Raw genomic sequence first — 25,523 nt, 5'->3', positions numbered from 1 at the left:
ATCCTTTCAATAATCTTATTTATTCATATCGTAAGGACTCCATTGGATCCAGCTTGGCAGCTTTGGATGAAGGCATCAAACCCGCAATGATACTGATTAGTGTACTTACAGCGACGCCAAACACGATATAATATCCAGATAAATTAATCAATTTTGCTCCAAAAGCATTGTCCAGGAAGATGTTTAGCACATAGCTGATGATCGCTGCAAGGATAACGGCAATAACACCACTGAATATACCTAATAAGGCAGATTCGGAAAAGAATATTCGCTTAATATCCTTTTTCCTTGCTCCAATCGCTCGAAGAATTCCGATTTCCTTCGTCCGTTCCACTACACTAATGTACAGCACCACCAATATCATAATCCCTGATACGATTAATGAAATCCCGGCAATGCCAGCCAGAACAATTGTAGCCATGCTTACGTAGGTCGTGATACGCTCCATGATTTTGGCCGTTTGGGAGCCTGAGAAACCTGCATCCACAGCTGCGGCATTAATATCATTCACATATTTCATATCGGTTGCATAAGCATTAACTTGAATCGGGCCAATGGTCATTCCATTATCAGTGTACATCTGTTCCAGCGTCTGTGAAGGAAGATACCCTGGAGTCTGCTGCATCGGTGTTTGTTGACCCGCCGCTTCATAGATACCGGAGATCGTAACTTCTTTTTCTAAAATGATCGGTTTGTGGTTAGCATCCATTTCATTAATATATAGATGGATGGATTTGCCTATCATAGAATCAGGTTGATCATTTCCACTTAATTTATTCGCCGTTTTTAATGGTAACAGAATTTGATTGCCTTCTGGAAAAGTTCCTGCCGTAATCGTTTCTTTATCAAAAGCATCTGTAAGGGTCGTTAACTGAGTGAGTCCCTCCGACTGTTCTTCATACACCAGAGTCGATTTTCCATCCACGGAGGTAATCGTCTCCACATGATCCACATTCGGAAGACTACGAATGGTTTCGATATCAGCATCCGTAAATGCCTGTCCTGTTGCCATCAGAGCTTCCGGGCCGCGCAGGTCGCTTGCTTCTTCACTCGGTTTAGTGATGTCCACGAGTAATGGGTCCATGCTTGCATTAATTTCGTTATTCATATAACTCGTAATTCCATTTCCCAAGGATAACATCAGGAGTACGCTTAAAATACCTATCGATCCACCCAATGCTACCAGTACATTACGCTTGCCGTTGAGTTTCATATTTTGGAGAGCCATTTTGAAAGAAGCGAATAAGCCCAGGTTTCTGGAAGTCCCATTACTACCCTCATAGGTCGTCAAGGAACGATCTTTTAAATGAATATCATCCTTAATCCGTCCCTCCTCTACCTTCACAATACGTGTACCGGAATCAGCTACTTTCTGCGAGTGAGTTACGGCAATGACCAGCATCCCTTTTTGCGCAATACTGTCCAGTAAAGCCAGGATTTGATCTCCATTTTCCTTATCCAGTGCTCCTGTTGGCTCATCGGCCAAAATAATGTCTGGATTGTTTGATAATGCGCGCGCAATGGATACCCTTTGTTTCTGACCACCCGACAGCTGATTAGGGCGTTTATTCAAATGATTTTTCAGTCCAACCTCGGTCAAAATATCTATAGCGCGCTTATTCCGTTCCTTCTCACTTGTATCCGTCATTTGCATAGCGATCGTAACATTTTCAAGCACAGACAGATGTGGAATCAGATTGAAATTTTGAAACACAAAACCGATATTATTCTTCCGATAATCATCCATTTCCTTCTCAGTCATGGCACTTAGGTTCTTTCCACGAACGAGAATATCCCCTTCAAAATCGGAGTCCATTCCACCAATAATATTCATAAGGGTCGATTTTCCGCAACCCGATTCACCAAGGATCGAGACAAATTCTCCTGTCTCAAAACTCAAATTTACATCATGGAGCACGGGAACCTTTTCCTTACCATACAACGTGTATGATTTCTTCACATGTTTAACTTCTAATAGGGTCATCTTGATCTCTTCCTCTCCAAGTCATACACTCTATCTATTGGTTTGATTTACTTTTCACATTCTAACAAATTTGTGTGAACTGATAATGAACTGGACAATTGGCGTCTGCCTGGCAAAGAAAATACACCTGCAGTGACTTAAGTTGAATATTTCAAATCATTGAAGGTGTCAAAATCAATATGTAAGCAAAGCAAACTGAGCCCTATTTAAGGACTCAGTCTGATTGTTTTTTTGTTTGTTTTACTTAAAAGCGTTCATCATTTAATAACATGGTGTTGATTTAAACGGTCTGCTTGAACTACATTCAGAACAGTCCGGCTGTGACACTATATCCCCTCAACAATACGCTTTGCTCGAACCTGTACCTGATGGAAAAGTTCCTCCTCATTAATCGTTAGCAGCTGCCTGCCTCTCATCAGCACACGACCATTCACAATGGTTGTATCTACATCGGCACCATTCACGCTGTATGCAAGCAAGGATTCCAGCTCGTGAACAGGCTGCAAATGCGGTTTCTTCAGATCAATCAGAATCAGGTCGGCCTTGCGTCCAACTTCCAGAACCCCTGCATCGTGCTGAATATTTAGGAGTTCTGCACTTCCGCGGGTAGCCATTCGGAGAATTGCTTTGGCCGGCAACCGGGTGGGATCACCATAATCCAACTTCTGCAGCCAGGTCGCAGCCTTGATCTCCTCAAACATATCGACGGTTGTCGCACTTCCTGCTCCATCGGTTCCAAGACCCACGTTAATTCCCTGTGAAATCATCTCGGTGATCGGAGCGATTCCGCAGCCCAGCTTCAGATTGCTGACCGGATTGTGTGCTACTCCTCCACGCATGCCTTTCAGCCTGCCAAGATCCCTTCGATTCAGGTGTACACCATGGGCGAGCAATACGTGTGCACGTTCGAACATGCCCGCCTCCTGCAAATACTCCGTAGGTGTCATGCCATAGTGCTCACGAATTTTTACAACTTCTTCTTTGGTCTCAGCCAGATGAATGTGGATGGGTACGTTTTCCTGCTCGGCCATTTCAATTACTTCCCTTAAAGGCTCTACTGGGCAAGTATAGGGAGAATGCGGGCCATACATCGTCGTAATTCGGCCCTCAGCCTTGCCAGACCAACGTTGAACCAAATCCACCGCTTCCTGTAATCTGCGTCCTCCATCATCCTCTACGAACACCATGCCGCGTGTGAGCGATGCCCGAATACCGGTTTCCGTTACCGCTTCTGCAATTTCATTCATGTGAATGTACATATCAGCGTAAGCTGTCGTTCCTGAACGGATCATCTCTGCGATGGATAATTGTGCTCCCCAGTAGATGTCTTCGGGAGTCATTCGTGCTTCTGCGGGCAGCATTTTACGGTCAAGCCAGTCCATAAGCTTCAGATCATCCGAAAATGCTCGTAACAGACTCATAGGTGTATGCTGGTGAGCATTGATCAGGCCCGGCATTGCCAGTTTAAGTTTACCGTCTATAATGTCATCACCCTGTTGAGGCTGAATGTGGGGAGCAATCTCTGCGATACGGTCGCCTACAATGCAAATATCCCCCGTAAAGGGGGAATCGCTGTCTTTCATGGTTAAGATTGTGGCTTGTTGGATTAACATGCGCATTCGTTTCACAACTCCTCTAGGTTTGGATTGCCATACTTCCAAATCCGAGGATAAGCCTTCACGTAACGGCAAGGTCAAGGTTAAGGTTAAGTTAATTTTTGAGTTGTCATTGTTCTGAACGTTTGGATAAAAGGCTTGGGATCTATATTGACCAGATAAGGGTAGACTCCCGTGCTCGTGTGGAGATAAAAAAAGCCACCTTCATTGCCCATTCTCCGAAAAGACATGTCGAACACTTCCGTAATATTAAACTCGCGGTATTTCGTTACAATCTTGTCCGAATACAGAATCATGGACCGATCGCTCTGCAGTACTTCCTGTGCGAGACCCGTCACTTCTCTCTGTATTTTGTAATAAGGCAATACAGCAATGCAGTTCATGATCTCCCTCCGTTCTAGCCATGATTATTTGTTCCATCATAGCAGATCAGAGCGCGTGAGCAAAAAAATGATCCATCAACATTTATGTTTTAGCTGATTTCCGTTGTTACATTCAATGGAAAACGAAGTGCATCCTGAATATCCTGCAAGGAAAGGCACTGTTCAATGTGGAAAACACCATGCGGCAGTTCCGTCCGATACATTCTCTCTGCTACTGCCGCAGCAACGGCTGCTGTTGCATCTGCTTCACGCTTGCCAACCAGCAGCTGTTCGACATGGATTGGCTTGCCCTTTGTCCAACCTACTGCATCTACCTTAACTGCGAACATCGGCTCCCCTCCGGGAATAACCCCAAAAGCCTTGACCGTACCATTTCGAAGTGAGGGAATACGCAGCAGTTTGAACAGTCCTATTCGTTTCGAGATCGCCATGGAACTGGTTATCCAACGTGAATCGAGACATAACCGGGTGGACACCGTCGGAATACGAAGTGTACGCGCAACGACATGCTGATCCGAAAAGTTAAACCGATACGCTTTCCTGCGACCCAGGTCTGCACCAAAATCAATCCATTTCCCATCGTGAAAGCTTTGCACTTCGGCTGGTTTACCCTTTTTCATAACCTGATACGTGGCATTCATCTGATCCACAGTCCACTCCACCGCGGCTTTCCCGTGTTTCTCCCCCAGTCCCAGCATGACGGTAATATCGGCTTCGTCCACTTGCTCCATATGGGTTCCAGCTTCGCGCACAAGCAGATTGGTCACACCTGGCGACAATCCCACACTGAGCATGGCTGTTGCTTTGAAACGCTGCATTTTGGTATGTAACTGTTCGACCTGACTCAGAAAATCATCATTGGCCGAAATATCAATATAATCTGTGCCTGATTTGGCACAAGCCTCCACAAACCGGGTATCCGTCTGGTCCACACACATGATCACCAGTTTGACGGATTGAAGCAGAGCAGGATCAATCGCTTTTCGTACATCCAGTTGAAGCGGCTGGACTATACCTCCTGTAGATCGACTGAATTCTTCAGCCCGGTTCATCCGCGTACCTGCCGCCCATACGTTGCCCGGAAACGAGCGTGCCAGCTCTGTACATATCATTTGCCCCACTTGACCATATCCGCCAACAACCCAAATCTGGTCTTTCACAGAAACTTTAGATTCGTTTCGCATAATATCCCTCCACCCAGAATGCTCCGAAATAACGTGTAATATGGGAGAATCCGCATTCTGCCAAAAGCTCTATCATCTGTTCAGATGAGATGGGGTCCGACTCTCGGCCAAGAGAAGCGGCAAACTGCTCCCATTCTTCAGGCAGAATACCATTACTTAACATGTGATCCTGCCAGGCTTGCATCATGGTTGGATATACAGGCGAATGAAGATCGGCATTCACTGCTGCAATAATAAGTGGTGCCCCAGATTTCAGTCTGGCTGCAAGGTTGGACAAGAATCTTCTTTTGGACTCCATCCCCTGAATAAAATGCAGCATTAGCATGCTTGTTGCCCCGTCGTATATCTCCTCCTCCGGCAACCCTTCAATTGTCATGGATTTAAGCTGCACTCTGGCGACGACACCTGCTTCTTGGACTCTTCGTTTTGCTAATTGAAGCATCGGCTCGGAAGGATCTATTCCAGTAAACGTCCATCCTGCATGGCGAGTTCCAAGCAGAGCCAATTCTTTGCCTCCCCCTGCTCCAACAATCAGTATTTCATCTTCGTTGTTACCTGAGATAGAAGCGGCAAGCAGCCGCTCCATCAGATCATGCATATGAGAATAACCCGGAATTTTCAGGGCTATTGATTGTTCGTAACGGTTTTCATCCGCCGTATCCCAGCTCATAGGTGGTTGATTGTGGTTCATCGATACTACACTCCTCATGGATTCAAGTTAGACTTGACTCTTCGTTCGTCTAATTTCATTATAAAAGGATACATAGAGCTTACAATCCCAGAACATTGGGATATCTGCATGCGGAGAGGAGAAGGCTTTATGACATCACGTATGGAACGGAACCAGCGACTCATTACTTCTCTCGAAAAAGGAACCTGGACTTCGCGTACCTACCGGGAAGCTGTACTGAAACAAATCCAGAACATCGTTCCGTATGACGCTTACTGCTTTACAACGGTTGATCCACAGACCCTCCTCTCCACGGGTGCCGTGACGGAGGACGGCATTGAGGCGATTCACGATCAACTGTTCGTTAATGAATACATGGAAGAAGACATACATAAGTATGCTGATTTGATTCGCAGCAATGAACATACAGCAACCCTTCATGCATCGATTAGCGAAAATCTTATTCCAAGCGCTCGCTATGATAACATTCTTCAACCAGCAGGTTTCGGTGATGAACTTCGGACCGTACTGGTGAGTGGCGGCGCCTGTTGGGGGTATCTGACCCTATATCGCAAGTCGGGAAAATCGGTATTCACAGAAGAGGAGCGACTAAGCATCCAGGCATGGACCCCTTCTATTGCATTGATGTTACGATCCTCAAGTCTGACTCTTATGGACGAGATCAAGAACGGAAGTCCCTCCGACCCTGGTATCATGATCACATCGGACGCTTTCGAGATCTTATCCGTGAACGATCCCGCTCAATATTGGCTATCGCAATTACGTTTGCTGGAGCATGTGGGACCAGATATATTGCCACGCCCCGTCCGTGCCGTCAGTTCGCACCTGCAGCGTCAGATTCGTACAGATACCGACTCGGCCGTTGCGAAAGGACCCTTGCATCATTCTCCTTCTAAAGTCTGCATTCAGCTTCTGGATGGTCGGTACCTTGTGCTACATGCCAGCCGCATGCAACAGCTCGCAGGTCCAGATCAGATTGCGATCAGGCTTGAGCAGGCCATGCCCCAGGACTTGCTTCCTTTACTTGCCGAGAGTCATGGATTATCCGTTCGTGAGCGGGAGCTGTTGGGTTACGTGCTGCGCAGTTATTCTTCCAAGGAGATTGCAGAAGCGATGCACATCTCCGCTTACACGGTTCAGGACCATTTAAAATCCATTTTCGCCAAAACAGATGTATCCTCACGCCGCGAGCTGATCTGGTATTTTGTATCCCGTTTCCAGTGGTCCAATGAACCTGCGATTTAAATACATAATTATGACGTACAAAAAGATGCCTTGTCCGATTGGACAAGGCATCTTTGCGCGAAATGATGGTGAAGGAAATGTCAGCTATATTAACCGATACGTTAATTTCATGCGACCTACAATACCATTCTCACGAATGGACCATTAAGACTTGGCGGGTTTGGCAGGTTTCTTCACAGGTTTAATGTTCTTCACCTGCACAGCAACAGGCTCTTGCAGGTGTTCAACCGGGTACAATTTGCGGAACAATAACGTCTGCAAGACCAGAAATGAGCCGCCAATCGTCCAGTACAGCGGCATCGCTGCCGGTGCCGAAAGAGAGAAAAAGGCCATCATTAATGGAGATATATATCCCATGATCGCGAACTGTTTTCGCTGTTCAGGCGCCATATTGGCTTGCGAAACCTTGGCTTGAATCAGGTAAATTACCGCAACCACAACGGCAAGCACGTAGTCAGGCGCTCCTAATTTGAACCACAGAAATGAGTGGGATGACAACTCCGGTGTAAGTCGGATAGCTGTGTAGATACCTGACAGAATCGGCAACTGAATCAGCATTGGCAAGCATCCGATATTCAGCGGATTGAACTTGTGCTTCTTGTACAGCTCCATCGTTTCCTGTGAAAGCTTCTGCTTATCGGCTGGGTCATTTTTGCCCTCATACTTTTTCTTGAGCGCATCCATCTCCGGCTTCATCGCATTCATAATCACTCGAGTACCTTGCTGAGATTTGGCTTGCCGCATCATCAATGGCAACAACGCAAGACGGATAACGAGGGTAATCACTATAATAGCTACCCCATAACTTCCATTAAATATCGTTGCAATGTGCTGAATGAGATACGACAACGGAAATACAACATAATGGTTAAAGAATCCCGGTGTTGATGAATTAATCTCTGAGACGTTGTTGCTGCATCCAGCCAATAGCATAACTGCAAATAGAATTGCAATCAGCCCATAGATCCGCCCCTTGCCAGATGTAAAAGTGAACCCCTTGCTTGTCTTATGTTCCATATATATCCTCCTCGTTGATTTGTAGAAAATGGATTCAACGAGGATTTGCAATCTGGTTCATCTTCATCCGGTGATTCTCGCCGTCTGACGATTCGACTTAAAGCTTCAGGTCTGTGCTGTCCGTCCAAGGACAAGGCTGGCAAGCCAGGTTCCAGGCCGCCTCCGGCTCCGCCTTCCATCCAGAACTCGGTCACACCACAGTGAAGATGGGCAATATAGGCATAGCTTACTGTGAAAATGAGTCCAATTGTAAATATATAGGGTATCAATTCATGAAGTTCAAACAAGGGATTCACCCCCTTTATAGGTTAGTTTTTATAGTATAACACTTACATATTGATTTTGCATAAATTCATTGTTGGAAACGATGATTGCATGAATTCACTCTGTTCTTAACGGTGTTAATTCTCTTGAGGCCCGATATCTTGCCAGATTAAATGATGGCCATGAATGGTTTACCTTTTCCGTCTGTACATACGCATAACGCTCCAGCAAAACATCTTTTAATTCTGGATACTCCTCGGCAAATTCACGCAGTAGCGGAACTGCATCAGCAGATAAACTCGCCAAATAGGATGCGTCAATATGGCCTGTCTGATGATACCGTTCAATATTAAGCGCTGCAATCCGATGATCCATGCCCACATAGTTGACTGCCACATATGCGGTAAGGGACATTACAATATACCAGCGGATCAACGATATGGACGTATAACGGATTCGGAGAGCGGCGATAAGAAGCAGCAGCGCCAGAAAAATCATAAATGCATGTACGAGAAATCGAATGTAGGTATAACCATAGGCCTGTTCATACAGGTTGAGGCGTATAAACGCCGAATACAGCATGATTGCGGAACAACCCACCAGGACAAAGAGCAACACCTGATGCACAACAGAGCCTATTTTGCCGCTTGAACGCGTGAACTGAAGAGCAATGATTAGTATGAAAAAATTAATGCCTGTTACCAGGATCAGCTCTGCAAATCCACTTCTTGCATACTCCGCATAGGACAGGTCTGACGGAAGATGTCCCTCACCTGCTCCAAAAAGATAAGAAAATTGTACAAGCACAAACAGAATGTACACACAGTTGATGACCAACAGCATCGTACCCACAATGATGGGGTCCAATCTTAATGGTTCCCGATGAGCTTGAGTTGGAATTGCCTCAGGTAAGATTTCATTCACTACCTGACCCTCCATTATCGGGTTTATAGAAGGATCTCCTTGCTTTTCGATTTTTGAAGCAGCCACAAAAGCTGTTCCATTTTTCCAATGTACATTCTCTCTCTTCTCTGCTTCATATTGCATCGGCTGTACAAATCCCCATACGTACCCGAACAATAAAACACCCGCGATGAGAATCCAGATCACTCTCGGAAATCCTGGTGTCAGTGTCAGATGGTTCAACCACTCCGGAAAACCGGATAAATACTCATTAAAAATTCCATCTGCTGAGGAGAGCAGTGCTACGACCACGATGAGGATGGGAACGGATGCTATAAGGCCAATGAACACTTTGAAAGCAACCGTTTTTTGTGTTTTACCCCATCCACGTCCTCCTGTTTTCACAGCAATACTTGCGACGGTTCCCCAGTGACGGATGGATTGTGGCAGCAAATGATCTATAGCGGTACCGATTAAACCCATGTCCCACCATTGTCTCTGTTTTCTGCCGACAAGATAAGTCATATGTAAGATTATAAGCCCCGGTACGACCAGGAAATTAAGTATACTTAGCGGTTCATTGTCGTATAACAGAAACGTTAGCGCCAGCATCAACACCACTCCAGCCATAAAAGCATCAATCATTGTCAATGGCCGCACGCGGTCCCTGGTAAACAAGACCATAAAGCCATAAAAGAGGATAACAAAGATGGGATAAGAAACACCAACCTCCTTACCATAGAACAAATACTGATGAATGATAGCCAACATGAATGAGGAAAGTAGTGTAATTACAGGGCGGTTGGGTGAATCCATTATTTTATTAATCATGGGAAAAACCTCCATTAAACTTTCTAGGCTTCATTTTAGATGATAAAATAAGAATATAAATAGAAACTAAAGTGGATAAAACTTCTTATTTTAATATATTGCATCAGATATAACCTCCAGGAGGGACCAAAACTTTGAAATTACATCAGCAGTATTTGCTGCTCCATAGCCGGTTTGGTCAACTTTTAGAACATGAAGTAACGCTCTCTGACCTCGCGGAACTGCTCGATTGTACACACCGTAACACGTTAACGATCGTCAAAAAAATGGTTGCCCATGAATGGATTCGGTGGGTGTCCCAACGCGGTCGTGGACGGCGTTCTATGTTGACCCTGCTTGTTCCAGCTGATCTAATTGCGGCAGAATACATGATGCAGGCCATGAATCGCCGCGAGTTACAGCAAGCCGCCGAACAGGTTGGTGCTTTCTCCAGTTCTACGACAATGCAGGATCACCTGAATCAGTGGTTGCTTGGTTATTCTGGACACCATACGGAAGCTGGTACTCACAATGAGCGGATTGATACGTTAAGATTACCGATCCGCCAACAGCTGCACGCGCTTGATCCCCTTTATATCAATTTGCTGGCTGAATCTTTTGTCACCAGTCATGTGTTCGATGGGCTGGTTCAGCGTAATGAACATGGCGAAATTGTTCCTTGTCTGTCTCATACCTGGGATATCAGTCCAGATCGGAAGACATGGTTCTTTTATTTACGAAAAGGGATTACATTTCACAATGGACGCTTGCTGACAGCCTCGGATGTGGTGTATACATTTGAACGACTGCAATCCACGGAACGACGAACATTATACCGTGATGTGAGCAAACAAATTCTATCGATTGAAGCAGCAGATCCCTTGACCGTATGTTTCAAGCTCAGAGCCCCACACGAGTTGTTTTTGCCGTTTCTTTCTACGAGCCGTGCAGCGATTGTTGCTTCACAAGCCCCATACGGGCAACATAAAGATGGAGAACATGACCCAGACGTATCGAATACCATGCAGATACCTGTAGGAACGGGGCCTTTCAAGGTCACAGCCTGGGATGATCACCTGTGCAGACTAGAAGCTTTTCCGATGTATTTTCAAGGCCGAGCCCATCTGGACCGCGTAGACATTCTACAAATTCCGTGGAGTGCCCCTGCACATGTGGATGAAAAGCAAGAGATCGAATCTCCCTTCTTTCACCTTGTTCATAATCCATCTTCGTCTGCGGGTAGGGACTGGACTCAGATTAGTGCAGGCGTGATGGTGTGCAAATTACTTACTTGTAATACGCAAAAAACCGGACCGCTAAGCGATCCGGATGTAAGAGCACATGTTCAGGCATGTATTGCTGAATTGTATAGAAAAGACATGAATGAAAGTGATCCAGGAGATGCTGATAGAAAGTTGATACATGCGGAAGAGATGACTCACTCGTCTCATCCTTCCACTTTAGCCACCCCCATCTCCCTTCACATCGCAACCATTCCGCAATATCGGATGGATGCTAAACGTTTGGCATCTTCATTGGAAATGTGTGGCTTTTCTTGTACTGTCCGCATAGGCACGATGGAGGAATTCAAAGGGAACCTGAGAATGGAATCCGATCTGATTCTCTTCTCCCTGATTCGGGACCGGGACGAAGAATTGCGCAGATACGATCTTTATCTCACCTTATCCGAGCATCTGGAGGAATCTTCCAATAAGAGTGTACAAGACATGCTGCGAATCGTTGTAGCTTCACAAATATCAGCAGACCGAACTGCTGAACTGTATCGGATCGAACGATTTTTGGTGCAGCAGAGTCTATTATTCCATTTATCTGAAAAACCTGTGGAGACTGCCTACCTGCCTTCCGTTCGCGGCCTCTCCTTCAACAGTCAGGGATGGGTAAACCTCAGGCACATCTGGTTCCCGTGAATGCTCGTTAAACGAGCATAACAATCCCTTCGTTTCAAGATGCGGTAATGATTTTGGATGCTTATGAACTGGTCATTGGGTCGGCATCCACTTTCTGCCGTATTTCTTCATTTCTCTTCGAAATGGTATCCTTCCGACGATAAATACCGAGAAGTAAACCGAGCATGGCATAATCAAACATCAGGTGATTTCCGTATCCAATAAAAGGAAAAGAAATACTAAGAATCGGAGCCTTCCCGGTAGTCATCGCCAACGAATAGATGATTTGCAATGCAAACACGGCGGTGATACTGACAATAATCATACGACCAAAATCATCCCGGATGCGAGGAAGCATCTTCACCATACTGGCAACAAACCAGATGATACCCACCAATAACAGTATCCCGGCTGACCAGCCAAACACATCAATGAGCAGCACACCTGGGTAATTATAATAACTCGTTTTAAACATGTCGAACGTTGTATTAACCCCATTACCCCACCAGCCGGATGATCGAATAACTTCAAAATTGGAATTGTTGCTATAGCCACTCCCGTAAGGGTCATCCTGAAGATTCAAAACGACAGAAAGCCTCTTCAGGCGTCCGTTTTGATCTGCAAAAAACAATAACATTACAAAAATACTTCCTGTTATAACAGCACCTACGACGGTATAAAGCCATTTTCGCGTGATCCAGCCAAATAAAATAATGGACATTATGCCAAACAGAAACAAGCGAACCCAGTCAAATGTTTGAAACAATAGTACTGCGGGGAGCGTTACCATCGCAATGTACTTCATTATGAATTAGTCCAACTAACAGCCCCCAATGCATGCGATGACGATGCAATCTATGCATACTTTTGCCCACGACTGCGGGATCCCCCATCTGCTCAATGGCGTATGCAGCTGCCTCTTCCTGGCTAAGTCCCTCTTGCTCCTTGTCCAACATCATTTCTTCCAAGTGGTTGCCGAGCTCATCACGCAGATTAGTATGTACTTCACGTGCCTTAACCTGACTACATAGTTGATCAAGATATTGTTTAATCTTCTCATGTCGATCCGTCATGTTAAGCCTCCTTCTCCAAGCACCCGATCTACAGCTCCGCGGAATAAATGCCACTCGGCTTTTTTATGCTGTAACGCCTCCACACCCTTGTCACAGATGGAATAATATTTACGTTTCCTACCTTCAACCTCCAACCAGTAGGACTCCACCCATCCCTCAAGCTCCATCGCGTGCAGAATGGGATATAACGTACCTTCCTTCAAATTAAACACACCCTCGGATTGACGATGGAGTTCCTTGATCAATTCATAACCGTAAAGCGGCTGTTCCTTCAGTAGCGTAAGAATCAATGTCTCCGTACTGCCTTTAATCATTTGTTTGTTCACCTGCAAAGCTGTCACTCCCTTTTGTTCATGCTTCCACGTTCAATAATAACAACAACCACTTGTACCACTTCTTAAAAATTCAACAACGTGAGCCTAATAAAATCACTTGGCTACATACATCGGAAATCTATGCATAGTAAAACTAGGTATTATATTACCTGATTCTTCCTTTTCTGTCCAGCTATGAATTGGACACGTTTATGATAAAATAAACAAGTCATTTCACATCTGAGATACTATACTGAATCTCTCTATTCTTTGTTTTCATAATACATATTCGTTCTAACCATTCTGAGGAGGCCATCCAAACCATGAGCAAATTGATATTCTTTCTCGGCGGGGCCGGGAGCGGCAAAACAACCCTTGCCAAAGCCCTCTCCCGTAAACATAAAGCTGCTTTTTTTGATATGGATATCCTGCTGCGTCCTGCTGCCGAAGCAATAATGACCCTACAGGGACTCGATCCATCCGATCGCGATTCACCGGAATACAAACGGTTATGCCGTGACCTGGGATACCGTATTACGATGGATGCTGCACTGGACAACGTGCAATTGGGTATCGATACGGTTGTTGTCGGACCCTTTACCAAAGAAATCGGAACTCCTGACTGGATCGAGCAGGAACTCGCACGGATCGGACGTTCCCTCGACGATACGGATGTACGTGTAGTCTATATTTATCTAGCAAATGAAGCGTTGTATCGTGAGCGGATTACAGACAGACAATCTCCGCTGGATGAGTGGAAGCTGGAAAACTGGGATGCCTTCACAGCCTCACTTGCCCGAAAACAAGTCGCTTGGCCGCTGCCCGCCTCAGCCGTGGCTTATATCGATAATTCCAATGAGAGCCCAGATATCGCGTTTGCTGAAGTCGAACAACGAATATACGAATAAACATGGAATGACCCTGAACCCATCCGTTCAGTACACTCTCATGTTTGCTTATACGCTCATTAATACGCACTTAAAAGGGGGATATGTCATGATGACCCGCACAGGTCCAACGTGACAAATCCCCCTTTACAATGAGCTATGACCAAACGTTACATCCAGTCTCCATCCTTGTTACATCCTAGTTACAAAAAATGCTTCGTAATATAATCCTGCTCCAGAGGTGTAATCACGGTGCGATCCACGGGCGGCCCTTCTGTCAGATACTCGGCCACTTCAGCCACTCGATTGGATTCCAGCTCTGCTGTAAATACGAGATTGGCCATCCCTAGTGTCTCCACCAACGTTCCCCTCGCTTTAGCGTGAAGCATGAATAAAGTATATAAATCCGGTCTTTTCAACTCCGTCATTGCCCGCGCTATCCAAGCCAAATCGGCCTTGTTGTTCTCCTCAGGATGTTGCGATTTAGGATGTCTCTTTAGGCCAAGATCACACCACAAAATGCGGCGCTCATGTATATCAATAACGGCTGGAATACAAATACGGGACTCTGTCGTCAGTTCCATTCGCTCCTGTACCGTTGAAGGTTCAAACATCTCATCCGACTGTGGCGCCTGACGCATTATCCAGCCAGCATAACACTCCGGCAGGTCCTTGAAGGCATCTGCCGTGAATGCGTTAACCATGATTACCATATAACGTGCGCCCGACCTGGAAACCGACGGCAAGTGCACATCCGTATACTTTGCCACTCCATCAGGTGCATTCACCATATTCCCGCTCTGCGCAGCCTGATATTCGTCCGCTTGCCGATAGGTGCAGGATGTCTGGTCCATATAACGCCACATCGGATCATAAAGTACACTCGACAGATCGGCATCTACACGACCGGTTGGTTTATCCCCCATCATGCCTTCTTTCCACCACACGAAAAAGCGAACCGTATCTCCTGTGGGCAACGATAGCCATGATGCACACGATAGAGCTCGAATGGATTCGCTTGCCCGGCGTTTCCTCCATGGAACCGTAAAGTCTTGAAGTCTCTCATCAATATAGACATTACCAAGTGGGGGAAGCCCGGCAAATCGTTTCAACAGTATATGCTCTACCGCCGAAATTACCGTATGAATATCCTCCAGTGATATGGGCTGCAACGGTTTTGTGGAGACATACAAATTTGCCGTGTTGCCTTTTGGGAAAAAGCTCCTCCTGGCCTGGAACTCATTCCTTGTACTGAAGTGGGCCAACAGCCGAAGCAGCGCCCGAGTCGAGACCATTTCTTCCACAACTTCCAATTTGCCGATCACATGCTGTACCGGAACACCGGAACGAATCATTCGGTCCAACTGACCGACCAGCTCTATTGGACGCTCTGTGAGCGTCTCCAGAATAAGCTGGTTATCCTTCTGTTCAAATGCCCGTTCCACCCTGCCATGAAAGGTAAGCGGTCGTTCACCGCGTCGCAGCTGGTTCAGTGCCGCTACTGCCCTTGGATAACGGTGCTGATACTCCCCCGGATGCAATCGCTCTGCCAATCTCAGCCAGCGCCCTTTATATCGAAACAAATCTTCCAACGGGTCCGAAGAGGCCTCCAGTAAAGCGAGTATTACCCGACGTTCAGATCGCTTAAATGAACGGAAGCGGGTATTCTCCTTCAAAGTGACATCTCCATCGGAACAGGCCACAGCCAAGCACAATATATCTGTTGCTGTCTGCAAATGCCGCTGGAATTGCTCCAACGAAGCACGCCCCACCTTTAATAAAGCCGCACAATAAACGGCGGCATTTTCCCTCACAGGTATCTGCCCTGGCTCTGGCTCATATGCGGACCAGCCCTCATACTCTGTTGCAAACCAGATCAACTGATCTCTTGCAACTGGCTTTAACACAGCTTTCGTTGCAAGCAGGTTTATTCCCACTTGGTAAAAATCCGCTTCACTGCCAAGCTGAATTACACGCAGGCGCAGCTTGTCCAGCCATAATATGCGCTGCTCCTGTTCATTTTCATGTTCAGGAAACTGCTGTCTCCATGAGTGCATCAAAACATTCAGATAAAGCTGACTCTCCTGAATATTCATTTTTTGCTTGGGAAATCTGGGATACATGATGGTTTCCTGTAAATCGATTTCTTTCATCTGTTGAAGCTCACCCATCAGTCGCTCAAACCAGGAAACGAATCCGCTGCGTTCCCAGGTGCGCAGCACATCTATCAATTTCGTCGAAAACGTATATCCCAGCGATTCCAAATTTTTAAGTGCAGTCGCCAATATACGCACAGGCAGCTTGCCCTTGCGCTCTGCGATGATCACTTTCAAATTCCTGCTGAAATAGATTGAGAATAAGTCCATTACTTGTACTCTCCCACATGACGATAATATATTCAGCATTGGTATACTTGGCCTACCTCGTGACGATTCTTCATATGTATAAAGCGGTCCAAAAACTAAAAAAATCAGGGAAGCGGTACCCCTAGTACTATTAAGAGTTCAGAAGGAAGGGATACCATAGCCTGATTAATGCATATTATACCACGTTCTTATTAACGAAGTGAATTCAATATATCATCGGTTCCACAAGTGTGCAGCTTTTTGTCTTTGCTCCTTGGGCGTATAAGAATTTACAAAATGTACAACAAAAAAAGCCGCAGTGATAAACACCGCAGCTCCCTTACTTCTTTATATACACGCTTCATTCATTACGATTTGGACAATTCAATGAATCCTTCACCAAATACGTCACGCACATCATGAATCGTTATGAACGCAATTTCGTCCTCCGCTCGCACAATCTTCTTCAGCATCGGAACTTCTTGTTTGCTAATGACAATATATAAGATCTCTTTCGGGTTCTTCGTATAATAGCCATGACCAGACAGGACGGTGACTCCCCGATCCATCTTCTCAATGACCTGCTGAGCAATGGCATCCTGTTTGGCAGATATAATCGTAACTGCTTTTTTCGGATTGAGCCCTTCAATAATGAACTCCATCGTTTTGGTCCCAACGAACAGCATCACAATCGTACACATCAACCCTTGCGGCCCTATAATGAAGAATGAAGAGAACGCTACGATCAGATCGAAGAATAACAGTCCATAACTGATGTTCCAATCCAGATATTTGTTGGCAAGTCGGGCCAGAATAACTGTCCCCGCCGTTGTGCCTCCCACTCTAACAATCATGCCGATACCCAGACCGGCAAATAATCCACCAAAAATAGTATTGATCCAGAGCTCGTCTGATGCGATCGTCCAGCTCTCGGTCAAGTGCAGGAACAGCGAGTTGAATACCACCGCAATAATGGTATACACCGTTGTCGTTCTGTCCAGAAACTTGTAACCTACAAGCAGCAAAATACCGTTCAGAAGCAAGTTCATCAGTCCAGGAGACCATTCAAAGAGATAATACAAAATAATGGTAATCCCGGTAACGCCACCTTCAGCCAAATCATTCGGGATGACGAACAGGTTTACTGCAAGTGCAAACAGAAATGCACCCGCCATAATAAATAGAATATCCGTTATTCTTTTCTTCATCATGCACTCCATCCAATCCTTCAGAAAATCAACCTATCAACCAATTTCATAAGTTGTCATAACCACTCAATGATAGATTCTACCATGCCAGGAACAAAATTTGTATACATAATACAAATTGTTGCGCGAATTGTACAAAGGAATCTGAAAAGACTGCTTTTTCAGGCTCTACAAAGCGGATTCGCTTCGTCCACCCATGACATTTGTCATGGGTCATCATTGATATTCATCATTACAAAGGGCTGACGTTTATGACTTACTGCACTGGACGCAATCTTATACAATGATAAAAACGCCTCACACGGAGACCTCTTCCCAGGAAGCGTTAGGTTATAACTGATGACAGTTATTGACCAATGAAGGAGGACGTACGTCTATGAGCAGAACCAAAGAGATGGCGCTTAAAAAAGAAGTAACCCCTTATGAGAAAAATAATCTTCGCCTGAGTATCCAACAATTAGTGAATTCCATACTGCCACTATTATTATTATGGGCCGCAGCGTACTATAGCCTGTCCGTGTCCTATTGGCTTACATTTCCGATTGCCCTCGTAGCCTCGGGATTTGTCCTTAGAACGTTTATCATCTTCCATGACTGCTGTCATGGTTCATTTTTCAAAAGCAAACGTGCCAACGACATTCTCGGCACCATTACAGGGGTATTAACCCTGACGCCCTACCTGCAATGGAAAAACGAACATTCCATTCATCACGCAACGAGCAGCAATCTCGATAAACGTGGTGTAGGTGATATCTGGGTCATGACCGTTGATGAATACAAAGCCGCTTCCCCTTGGGGTCGTCTCTTCTACCGTATTTATCGTAATCCGTTTGTCATGTTTGGTATTGGACCCATTTATGTGTTTTTGTTCGCCTACCGCTTTAACCGTAAAGGTGCAAGACGTAAAGAACGTATGAATACTCACCTGACTACAGTGTTGATTGTAGCCCTTTATGCCTTTATGTGCTGGTTAATCGGCTGGCAGGCTTTTGTACTGGTGCAAGCACCCGTATTTTTCTTCTCCGGCTTCTTCGGCATCTGGCTGTTCTATGTACAGCATCAATTTGAAGATACGTATTTTGAACATGAAGATGAGTGGAGTTATGTAAAAGCTGCGGTAGAAGGTAGTTCATATTATAAACTGCCAAAATTGTTGCAGTGGATTAGCGGCAATATCGGGTTCCACCATGTGCATCACTTGAGCCCACGTGTACCCAACTATTATTTGGAAGAAGCACATAACGCAACACCGCCATTGCAGAATGCTACAACGATTACGCTGCGTTCCAGTCTGGCTGCCCTTCGCTTCCGTCTGTGGGACGAAGAATCCAAGCAATTTATCAGCTTTGGTCAGATCAAAACCTTATCCCGCAAGCCTTACGTTCAACCGCCTATCCGAGTAAACAACCAAGCGGGTCTGACAGAGAAGCCTTAACTCTGTCGGATTCGTTTTCTTGTATTCAGGCTGAAGTCATGCTACAGTCAGGCTAAGTTTGAGTACAATGCAGTCCGAGGAGGAGAATTTTCATTCAAAAGTGGATGCAGCTCTTTTATAAAAATACAGGTTTAAATCCATATGTATGGCTCGTCTTTTTCATCCTGCCCTTCTATTATATTTCGCAATATTCCAAATTGTGGCCCATGGTGGCGGGAATTTTCATCATTCTGTTCTTCTTTGTCTGTTATTTGCTTGCCTTCATCACAAAGGGCTGGCAGGTGTATATGTGGATCGGACTGCTGATCGCCATATCGATTACGATGACCATCGCCTATGATTATGCCTACTTCTCGTTGTTTCTTGCTTTTTTTATTGGGAATATTAAAAATAAAGCCGGTTTCTTTACCCTCTATTCGGTGAATTTGGCAGCCAGTTTTCTAACCATTAACTATAGTTTCATCAAGCAGAGTACCCTGCTGCTTAGTCAGTTTCCGTTTGTATTCATCAGTCTTATGGCATCCATCCTGCTCCCGATCAGCACGTATAACAAAAACAAACGGGAACAGCTGGAAGGCCAACTGGAGAATGCCAACAAACGGCTGGATGATCTGGTGAAAATGGAAGAACGGCAACGCATCGCACGAGATCTGCACGATACACTTGGACAGAAGCTCTCCCTTATCGGTCTAAAAACCGATTTGGCGAGGCGTCTGCTTCGCAACAATCCCGATCAGGCCGAGATTGAATTGAATGACCTGAGACAAACAGCGAGCACGGCCCTGAAGGAAGTTCGAGAGATGGTAACCACCATGCGTGGTACACAATTAGTAGATGAGCTATTCCGTGCCGAACAGATTTTGAAGGCGGCCTCGATTGAATATGTACTGGAAGGCAATCCGAAATTGCAGGATACGTCCCAGCTGAATGAAAATGTGCTCGGCATGTGTCTGAAAGAAGCTGTCACGAATGTTGTCAAACACAGTCAGGCAGCTGTATGTACCATCCGTATTAAGGAAACACCGTCCGATAATGTGCTGACGGTTCAGGATAACGGCGTCGGAATCGAACGTGCCCGCAAACAAGAACGGCGCGGTACTGGAATCTTGGGTATGAAAGAACGACTTGAATTTGTTAACGGATGTCTGGATATTCGCTCCGGAGCAGGCTTGGAAGGTACAAGCATTGTCATCCATGTTCCCAAGCTAGTCCGCAAACCAATTAAGGAGGTTGAAGAATGATCAGGATCGTAATCGCCGAAGACCAGCGTATGATGCTGGGGGCCTTGTCCTCCCTGCTCAACCTGGAAGAGGATATGGAGGTAGTTGGGCGTGCAAGCAACGGACAGGAAGCCCTTGCTCTTGTCCGTGAGCATATGCCCGACATCTGTCTGATGGACATTGAAATGCCCGTCAAAAGTGGCCTGGAGGCCGCTGAGGAACTTAAAGGTATGAACTGTAAAGTCATTATTTTGACAACCTTTGCCCGGACTGGCTATTTCGAACGCGCTCTGAAAGGCGGTGTACGCGGTTATCTGTTAAAGGATAGCCCTATCGAAGAACTGGCTGAAGCGATCCGCCAGGTCATGAATGGAAGACGTATTTTCGCTCCCGACCTGGTGGATGAGGCTTATGTACAAGAGAATCCGCTGACCGAACGTGAAAATGCCGTTCTCGGCCTGATGGCCGACGGCAAAAATACAAAGGAAATTGCTGGACATCTATTTATTACAACCGGCACGGTGCGGAATTACATCTCTATTATCCTCAATAAGTTAAATGCGAGTAACCGCATTGAAGCCATTACCCGCTCAAAAGAAAAAGGGTGGTTTAAATGAAAGTACCGCTTTAACCCACTGAAACATAAATAAGGTACGACGATGGAACGATGTACCTTGCTAATACAAAATAGGCTGGTCTGGAGAACTCTCTCCGGGCCAGCCTATTTCCTTTTGAAGCTTCATTTTAAAGACATACGACTTATTTTACAGAAACCACCATACCCAAAGCTTCCAGAGGCACCTGCTCGGTCTGGAGCTGATGAATCTGCTTGCCTTCTTGCCAGGAGATCGTTACATTGACGCTTTTACCACCGCTTGGGTACTCCACATTGACGAATCCTTTTTCCTTTGGTACAGGCAGTGTATGGGACTCCAAATATTCCACCATTCTCTTCGCAATCCCCGGATTGTTCATGTTATCCTGGGAAACGGATCGAATCTGAAGCGTCCATCTCCCTTCTGTCCAAGTGAGATACTGACTGCCCGCCGCGCCTTCAGTCATGCCCTTGATGCCATGTCCCAGATCCACTGTCATATCCTTCGGCACGTCATTCAAGTCTGTATCAGGGAAAATATCCGTACTGTTCGGATCCTTATACGTCTTCACCTCATAGGATGCCAGGACAGGCACCTTGCTGCCAGAGGCCGTCAACGAAGCATCATTCACCGCAACAGGCTGGTCAGTAGAATAAAAATTAATATGGAACGCATCTGAGGTATTCGATGTAATCGATGCAGTCAGATGTTTTCCCTTTTCCAAGGAAAATGAAGTAGGGAACGAAGCGTTTTTCATCTTCAGCTGACTGCGGATGTCCTGAATGACGTCGTTTGAGCTTTGCTGGGCTTGACCGTTACTGCCCGTTTCCGGATTCGATGTTGATGTCCCGCTGCCTGCCGAACCTTCCGTGCCCGTTGTTCCTGTTGTATCTGTTCCGCTATCATTCGTTCCACCGGAGAAATCCGCTCCTCCACTTCCTGACTGAGTCTGTTCGCCAACCGCAGGGGATGTGTTATCCGCTGTTGATGTTTTGGTATCCTGACCACCACACCCTGCAAGAGCAAGCAGCACAGCTGTTGTCACAGGAATCGTCATCCATAATTTAGGTTTACTCATGTTGTTGTCCTCCTTGAAGCCGTTATTGAGATTAACTTACATTGTTGTCCAGCCAGTATATTAACGTTTGTCATTCCAGAAATTCACGGGCTGCACTTTCTTCGTCAGCACTTCAAAATGGTATCCTTCTGCTTTCAGTGTTTTTAACACTTGCGGAAGTACTTTTAATGTCGCTTCCTGATCGTGCATCAATACCACAGGGGTGGTTCCGCTTTTATGCACATTATGGATCTGCTTCATCACGCTGTTGTACACTTTCTGATGATCCTTCTTGTATTTCCAATCTTCGGAATCAACATTCCAATCCCACAGATGGAATCCACCCTGACCTAATAGAACATTGCGGTATGCAGGTTTGAGATACGGTTTGCTGCCGTACGGAGTGCGAACGAGACTTGTTTTGACACCTGCCACTTTGTTCAGACTTTCATTTGCCTGCTGCATTTCTTTCAAACCACTATATGCGGATTTATAAAATTTGCTAGGAACATGCGTTACACCGTGCAAGCCCAGTCCATGTCCGTCTGCAACGATACGCTTGGTGGCCTTCTGAAATTTCTCCATCTGAGGTCCGAGCATGAAAAAGGTCGCTTTGGCATTGTACTGATCCAGTATATCCAGCAATTGTCCCGTGTGGGCGGTTGGCCCATCATCGAAAGTTAGATATATGATCTTGGAGCTCGCTTTATTTCCAGCATTTTGGGATGCGGATGATGTAGCTGAAGCCGATTGCGGCAGTAACAATGGAATGATAAATAGAATAGCAAGTGCGGTGATGAACGTTTTGCGAATATGTAGCATAATAAAAGTCTCCCTTATGTCTTGTATTTCCCCGGGTGTCGATGTTTCTCTCAATGCAGCCCTTGGCGATAATCCTAATACTATCAAAAAGAGTGCGTCCCATTCTCGTTTCAAATGCTACGTTCGAGTTACACTTTTGTCAGATTAACCAAAAAAATAAAACGAATTTGATAGATTTGCTCGAAAAAGAACATCCGACGGGATAGATCAATGTTGACATATATTCTATTAACCCAGATTGTGGCTTCTGATAGATTTAGTACTGGAATTTATATGAAACAAGCGAGGGAATCTTAAAATGATATAACAAAAAAGCCTGCCCGAGAGCAGACCTTTCATATGTAGATCGATTTCTTGTCGTTCAAATTAATCCAGATTACAATGGCTAACCTCCATGATTACTCTGCAGGAGCAGTAAACGAACGTTTACCAAATTCGGCGTCCAGCATGTAGAAAGCATTGCTGTCTTTTTCGATGCGGCGTAACTTCTGAATGATATTGTCAAACAGAGCTTCTTCTTCGACTTGCTCATCAATGAACCATTTCAGGAAATACATTGTGGCATGTTCACGCTCATTCAGGGCAATATCAGCCAGATTGTAGAATTTCTTCGTATTTTGCTGCTCATGTGCATATCCGTGTTCAAACACATCCAGCATTGAGGAATACTCATTTTTTGGTTCAGGCAATGCAGCGAGGGTTGCACGCTGGCCGCGATCATTCAGAAATTTGTATATTTTCATCCCGTGGAACCGCTCTTCCTCCGCCTGCACGATGAAGAAATTCGCAAATCCATCCAGGCTTTTGCTCGAACAGTAGGCAGCCATAGCAAGATATACATGCGCTGAATAAAACTCGAAGTTCATCTGTTCATTTAGAGATTCTGTCAACTCTTTACTCATCAGGAATACACCTCATTCTTTCTCTAGGGATGGTCTTATTCTACCATAACGACAATTGGACTTACATTGATTTTTCAACAAAATTCGCCAATGACTGATTACATCTCTTCCTATATAATTACATAGTTCTCGCTCTAAAATCATTTTATTCTGGAAGGCAGGCCTTTTTATTTCATGAACACATCTACGCAGCTCAAAAAAACCATAGGCATGCCGCAAGCTGTTGCGCTTTATATAAGTGCAGTTCTTGGTTCAGGTGTCCTCATTGTACCCGGGCTTGCCGCCGAACTGGCAGGCCCGGCTTCACTCCTCGCCTGGGGAGGCATGGTTCTGCTGATTCTCCCGCTTGCCCTATCCATGGGACTACTCTCGGCACGCTACCCCAACGCAGGAGGCGTGTCCCATTTCGTTACTCTCGCTTTCGGACAACGGGCAGGAGCCTTAGTTGGCTGGTTCTTTCTGATGTCCGTTCCCATTGGTGCTCCCGTAGCTGCCCTTACAGGTGCAGGTTATATGACAGCAGCACTTGGACTTGGTGACGGATATCGAACAGCGATCGCAGCTGCCATGCTCGCGGCTGGACTGATCATTAACATCGTGGGCATGCAGGTCGCCGGAAAGGTACAGATCGGCGTGGTGCTGGCGATTATTATCGTGCTCGTCATGGCGTTTGTGTTCGCTATTCCAAATATGGAATCCATACATTACACACCATTCATGCCGAACGGTTGGGTAAGCGTCGGTCAGGCTGGCGCCATTCTGTTCTGGTGTTTTATTGGTTGGGAGGCTGTATCTCACCTGTCTGAAGAATTCACTGATCCACGCAAGGCAGCTATTAAAGGCGTAACGATTGCAGCTATCATTGTAGGTGTGCTCTATTTCCTGACTGCACTGGCGACAGTCGGAACGCAAAGCTATCTTCATGGCGGGGCAGATGTCTCCCTTGTATGGATTATTAGTCAGGCTCTCGGTTCCTGGGGCGGATTAATTGCCGGGCTGACTGGCATATTTATTTGCACCGCTACGGTCATTGCATACGCTGGTGCCGCTTCACGTGTCGCTTATGCCCTGGCTAGACAAGGGTCTGCTCCGCAATGGATGTCCCGTTTATCCAGTCGTTACCATACTCCAATTGCTGCAATCGGCTTCCTCGCCATCTGCTTCACTCTTGTATTGGGTATCTATGGATCTGGTCTGGTGTCGCTAACCACGCTCATTCAGCTGCCCAATGCAACGTTCATTCTCACCTATCTTGGCGGATGCGCAGCCGGGATCCGCTTACTCAAGGGCAGTCGTACTGGGGTAACCATCAGCTGGATTTCCTTTGTGGCCACAGCTATCGTGTTCCCTTTTGCCGGGTGGGCCGTTCTCTATCCTGTGGTGATCGTCGTTCTCTTCGGACTACTCAACCGCAAACGACATAACGGCATATAAAAAAAAGCTCTGCCGCTATGGCAGAGCTTCCTTAATTCATCTGGATTAATTAATTATACCAAGAATGCTTTGGAGATGATAACCAACAGGATGAACAGAACCAGAATGGCACCTACAGAAGTGAAACCTCCGTATCCTCCGTATCCTCCGTAGCCTCTTCCTTCTCCGCCTAATACTTCGCTCATTGACCGTACCTCCTTTGCAACAGGTATGCGTTATCTTATGC

The 25,523-nt window shown here is 45.8% G+C and carries 24 protein-coding genes; 7 read left to right on the top strand and 17 right to left on the bottom strand.

Going from position 1 to position 25,523, the window contains the following annotated elements:
* Nucleotides 1–19: 19 nt before the first annotated feature.
* From P5G61_RS19295 to P5G61_RS19275, 5 genes are all read right to left on the bottom strand, one after another.
* The gene (locus tag P5G61_RS19295) at nucleotides 20–1,984 is read right to left on the bottom strand and encodes an ABC transporter ATP-binding protein/permease (protein ID WP_301248002.1); all 1,965 of its coding nucleotides are present in this window, start codon (nucleotides 1,982–1,984) and stop codon (nucleotides 20–22) included.
* 326 nt (nucleotides 1,985–2,310) lie between these two features.
* Nucleotides 2,311–3,603 carry an amidohydrolase gene (locus tag P5G61_RS19290; RefSeq protein WP_301248001.1) on the bottom strand — a complete coding sequence of 431 codons (1,293 nt, stop codon included), beginning with the start codon at nucleotides 3,601–3,603 and terminating at the stop codon, nucleotides 2,311–2,313.
* 86 nt (nucleotides 3,604–3,689) lie between these two features.
* Nucleotides 3,690–3,983, bottom strand: a complete 294-nt coding sequence (locus P5G61_RS19285; RefSeq protein ID WP_301248000.1) for a hypothetical protein — start codon at nucleotides 3,981–3,983, stop codon at nucleotides 3,690–3,692.
* Between the two features lie 89 nt (nucleotides 3,984–4,072).
* On the bottom strand, nucleotides 4,073–5,167 hold the full coding sequence (locus P5G61_RS19280; RefSeq protein WP_301247998.1) for a saccharopine dehydrogenase family protein: 1,095 nt from the start codon (nucleotides 5,165–5,167) through the stop codon (nucleotides 4,073–4,075).
* Nucleotides 5,151–5,858, bottom strand: a complete 708-nt coding sequence (locus P5G61_RS19275) for a class I SAM-dependent methyltransferase (RefSeq protein ID WP_094936782.1) — start codon at nucleotides 5,856–5,858, stop codon at nucleotides 5,151–5,153. Before P5G61_RS19275 ends, P5G61_RS19280 begins: the two co-directional genes overlap by 17 nt.
* Nucleotides 5,859–5,987: 129 nt before the next feature.
* On the opposite strand from P5G61_RS19275, the gene P5G61_RS19270 reads away from it, so the two are divergent.
* Entirely contained in the window at nucleotides 5,988–7,103 is a 1,116-nt protein-coding gene (locus P5G61_RS19270; RefSeq protein ID WP_301247995.1) for a helix-turn-helix transcriptional regulator, read from the top strand.
* 144 nt (nucleotides 7,104–7,247) lie between these two features.
* Here P5G61_RS19270 and yidC read toward each other — a convergent pair whose 3' ends face one another.
* The 3 genes from yidC to P5G61_RS19255 form a co-directional block, all read right to left on the bottom strand.
* Complete coding sequence (gene yidC / locus P5G61_RS19265; RefSeq protein ID WP_301247994.1) at nucleotides 7,248–8,120, bottom strand: membrane protein insertase YidC; 873 nt, start codon at nucleotides 8,118–8,120, stop codon at nucleotides 7,248–7,250.
* On the bottom strand, nucleotides 8,057–8,407 hold the full coding sequence (locus P5G61_RS19260) for a hypothetical protein (protein WP_301247992.1): 351 nt from the start codon (nucleotides 8,405–8,407) through the stop codon (nucleotides 8,057–8,059). The genes yidC and P5G61_RS19260 overlap by 64 nt, the downstream gene beginning before the upstream one ends.
* A gap of 94 nt (nucleotides 8,408–8,501) precedes the next feature.
* Entirely contained in the window at nucleotides 8,502–10,118 is a 1,617-nt protein-coding gene (locus tag P5G61_RS19255; RefSeq protein ID WP_301247990.1) for a DUF4153 domain-containing protein, read from the bottom strand.
* 134 nt (nucleotides 10,119–10,252) lie between these two features.
* Between P5G61_RS19255 and P5G61_RS19250 the strand changes: the two genes are divergently transcribed.
* Nucleotides 10,253–12,025 carry an ABC transporter substrate-binding protein gene (locus P5G61_RS19250; protein WP_301247989.1) on the top strand — a complete coding sequence of 591 codons (1,773 nt, stop codon included), beginning with the start codon at nucleotides 10,253–10,255 and terminating at the stop codon, nucleotides 12,023–12,025.
* Between the two features lie 61 nt (nucleotides 12,026–12,086).
* Here P5G61_RS19250 and P5G61_RS19245 read toward each other — a convergent pair whose 3' ends face one another.
* Genes P5G61_RS19245 through P5G61_RS19235 form a run of 3 tightly spaced genes read right to left on the bottom strand, consistent with a single transcriptional unit; the run spans nucleotide 12,087 to nucleotide 13,409 of the window.
* Nucleotides 12,087–12,794 (bottom strand): FtsW/RodA/SpoVE family cell cycle protein, encoded by a 708-nt coding sequence (locus tag P5G61_RS19245; protein WP_301248139.1) that lies wholly within the window; start codon nucleotides 12,792–12,794, stop codon nucleotides 12,087–12,089.
* Nucleotides 12,754–13,077, bottom strand: a complete 324-nt coding sequence (locus P5G61_RS19240) for a permease prefix domain 1-containing protein (RefSeq protein WP_301247987.1) — start codon at nucleotides 13,075–13,077, stop codon at nucleotides 12,754–12,756. Before P5G61_RS19240 ends, P5G61_RS19245 begins: the two co-directional genes overlap by 41 nt.
* Nucleotides 13,074–13,409 (bottom strand): PadR family transcriptional regulator, encoded by a 336-nt coding sequence (locus P5G61_RS19235; RefSeq protein WP_301247986.1) that lies wholly within the window; start codon nucleotides 13,407–13,409, stop codon nucleotides 13,074–13,076. Before P5G61_RS19235 ends, P5G61_RS19240 begins: the two co-directional genes overlap by 4 nt.
* Before the next feature lie 305 nt (nucleotides 13,410–13,714).
* Between P5G61_RS19235 and P5G61_RS19230 the strand changes: the two genes are divergently transcribed.
* On the top strand, nucleotides 13,715–14,299 hold the full coding sequence (locus P5G61_RS19230) for a P-loop nucleotide/nucleoside kinase family protein (protein ID WP_301247984.1): 585 nt from the start codon (nucleotides 13,715–13,717) through the stop codon (nucleotides 14,297–14,299).
* A 182-nt stretch (nucleotides 14,300–14,481) separates the two neighbouring features.
* On the opposite strand, the gene P5G61_RS19225 is transcribed toward P5G61_RS19230, so the two are convergent.
* Both P5G61_RS19225 and P5G61_RS19220 read right to left on the bottom strand, forming a co-directional pair.
* Entirely contained in the window at nucleotides 14,482–16,644 is a 2,163-nt protein-coding gene (locus P5G61_RS19225) for a cytoplasmic protein (RefSeq protein ID WP_301247983.1), read from the bottom strand.
* 347 nt (nucleotides 16,645–16,991) lie between these two features.
* Nucleotides 16,992–17,831: a YitT family protein gene (locus P5G61_RS19220; protein ID WP_301247982.1), complete on the bottom strand. Its 840-nt coding sequence runs from the start codon at nucleotides 17,829–17,831 to the stop codon at nucleotides 16,992–16,994.
* A 376-nt stretch (nucleotides 17,832–18,207) separates the two neighbouring features.
* Here P5G61_RS19220 and desA point away from each other — a divergent pair, with 376 nt between their 5' ends.
* The 3 genes from desA to P5G61_RS19205 all read left to right on the top strand — a co-directional run bounded on the left by desA (nucleotide 18,208) and on the right by P5G61_RS19205 (nucleotide 21,103).
* Entirely contained in the window at nucleotides 18,208–19,266 is a 1,059-nt protein-coding gene (desA, locus tag P5G61_RS19215; protein WP_301247981.1) for a Delta(5) desaturase DesA, read from the top strand.
* A 92-nt stretch (nucleotides 19,267–19,358) separates the two neighbouring features.
* Nucleotides 19,359–20,507, top strand: coding sequence for a sensor histidine kinase (locus tag P5G61_RS19210; protein ID WP_301248137.1), 1,149 nt, complete (start codon nucleotides 19,359–19,361; stop codon nucleotides 20,505–20,507).
* Nucleotides 20,504–21,103, top strand: a complete 600-nt coding sequence (locus tag P5G61_RS19205) for a response regulator transcription factor (RefSeq protein WP_024631891.1) — start codon at nucleotides 20,504–20,506, stop codon at nucleotides 21,101–21,103. Before P5G61_RS19210 ends, P5G61_RS19205 begins: the two co-directional genes overlap by 4 nt.
* A gap of 142 nt (nucleotides 21,104–21,245) precedes the next feature.
* Here P5G61_RS19205 and P5G61_RS19200 read toward each other — a convergent pair whose 3' ends face one another.
* The 3 genes from P5G61_RS19200 to P5G61_RS19190 all read right to left on the bottom strand — a co-directional run bounded on the left by P5G61_RS19200 (nucleotide 21,246) and on the right by P5G61_RS19190 (nucleotide 23,863).
* Nucleotides 21,246–22,160 (bottom strand): hypothetical protein, encoded by a 915-nt coding sequence (locus P5G61_RS19200; protein WP_301247980.1) that lies wholly within the window; start codon nucleotides 22,158–22,160, stop codon nucleotides 21,246–21,248.
* Nucleotides 22,161–22,220: 60 nt separating this feature from the next.
* Complete coding sequence (locus P5G61_RS19195; protein WP_301247978.1) at nucleotides 22,221–22,961, bottom strand: polysaccharide deacetylase family protein; 741 nt, start codon at nucleotides 22,959–22,961, stop codon at nucleotides 22,221–22,223.
* Nucleotides 22,962–23,359: 398 nt separating this feature from the next.
* Nucleotides 23,360–23,863 (bottom strand): ferritin, encoded by a 504-nt coding sequence (locus P5G61_RS19190; protein WP_024631888.1) that lies wholly within the window; start codon nucleotides 23,861–23,863, stop codon nucleotides 23,360–23,362.
* A 174-nt stretch (nucleotides 23,864–24,037) separates the two neighbouring features.
* Here P5G61_RS19190 and P5G61_RS19185 point away from each other — a divergent pair, with 174 nt between their 5' ends.
* Nucleotides 24,038–25,297, top strand: a complete 1,260-nt coding sequence (locus P5G61_RS19185) for an amino acid permease (protein ID WP_301247976.1) — start codon at nucleotides 24,038–24,040, stop codon at nucleotides 25,295–25,297.
* Between the two features lie 53 nt (nucleotides 25,298–25,350).
* Here P5G61_RS19185 and P5G61_RS19180 read toward each other — a convergent pair whose 3' ends face one another.
* Nucleotides 25,351–25,482, bottom strand: coding sequence for a YjcZ family sporulation protein (locus P5G61_RS19180; RefSeq protein ID WP_301247974.1), 132 nt, complete (start codon nucleotides 25,480–25,482; stop codon nucleotides 25,351–25,353).
* Nucleotides 25,483–25,523: the final 41 nt, after the last annotated feature.

It is taken from the genome of Paenibacillus vandeheii (assembly GCF_030433635.1).
Taxonomy (GTDB): Bacteria; Bacillota; Bacilli; order Paenibacillales; family Paenibacillaceae; genus Paenibacillus; species Paenibacillus vandeheii.
This window is presented reverse-complemented; position numbering and strand designations above follow the sequence as displayed.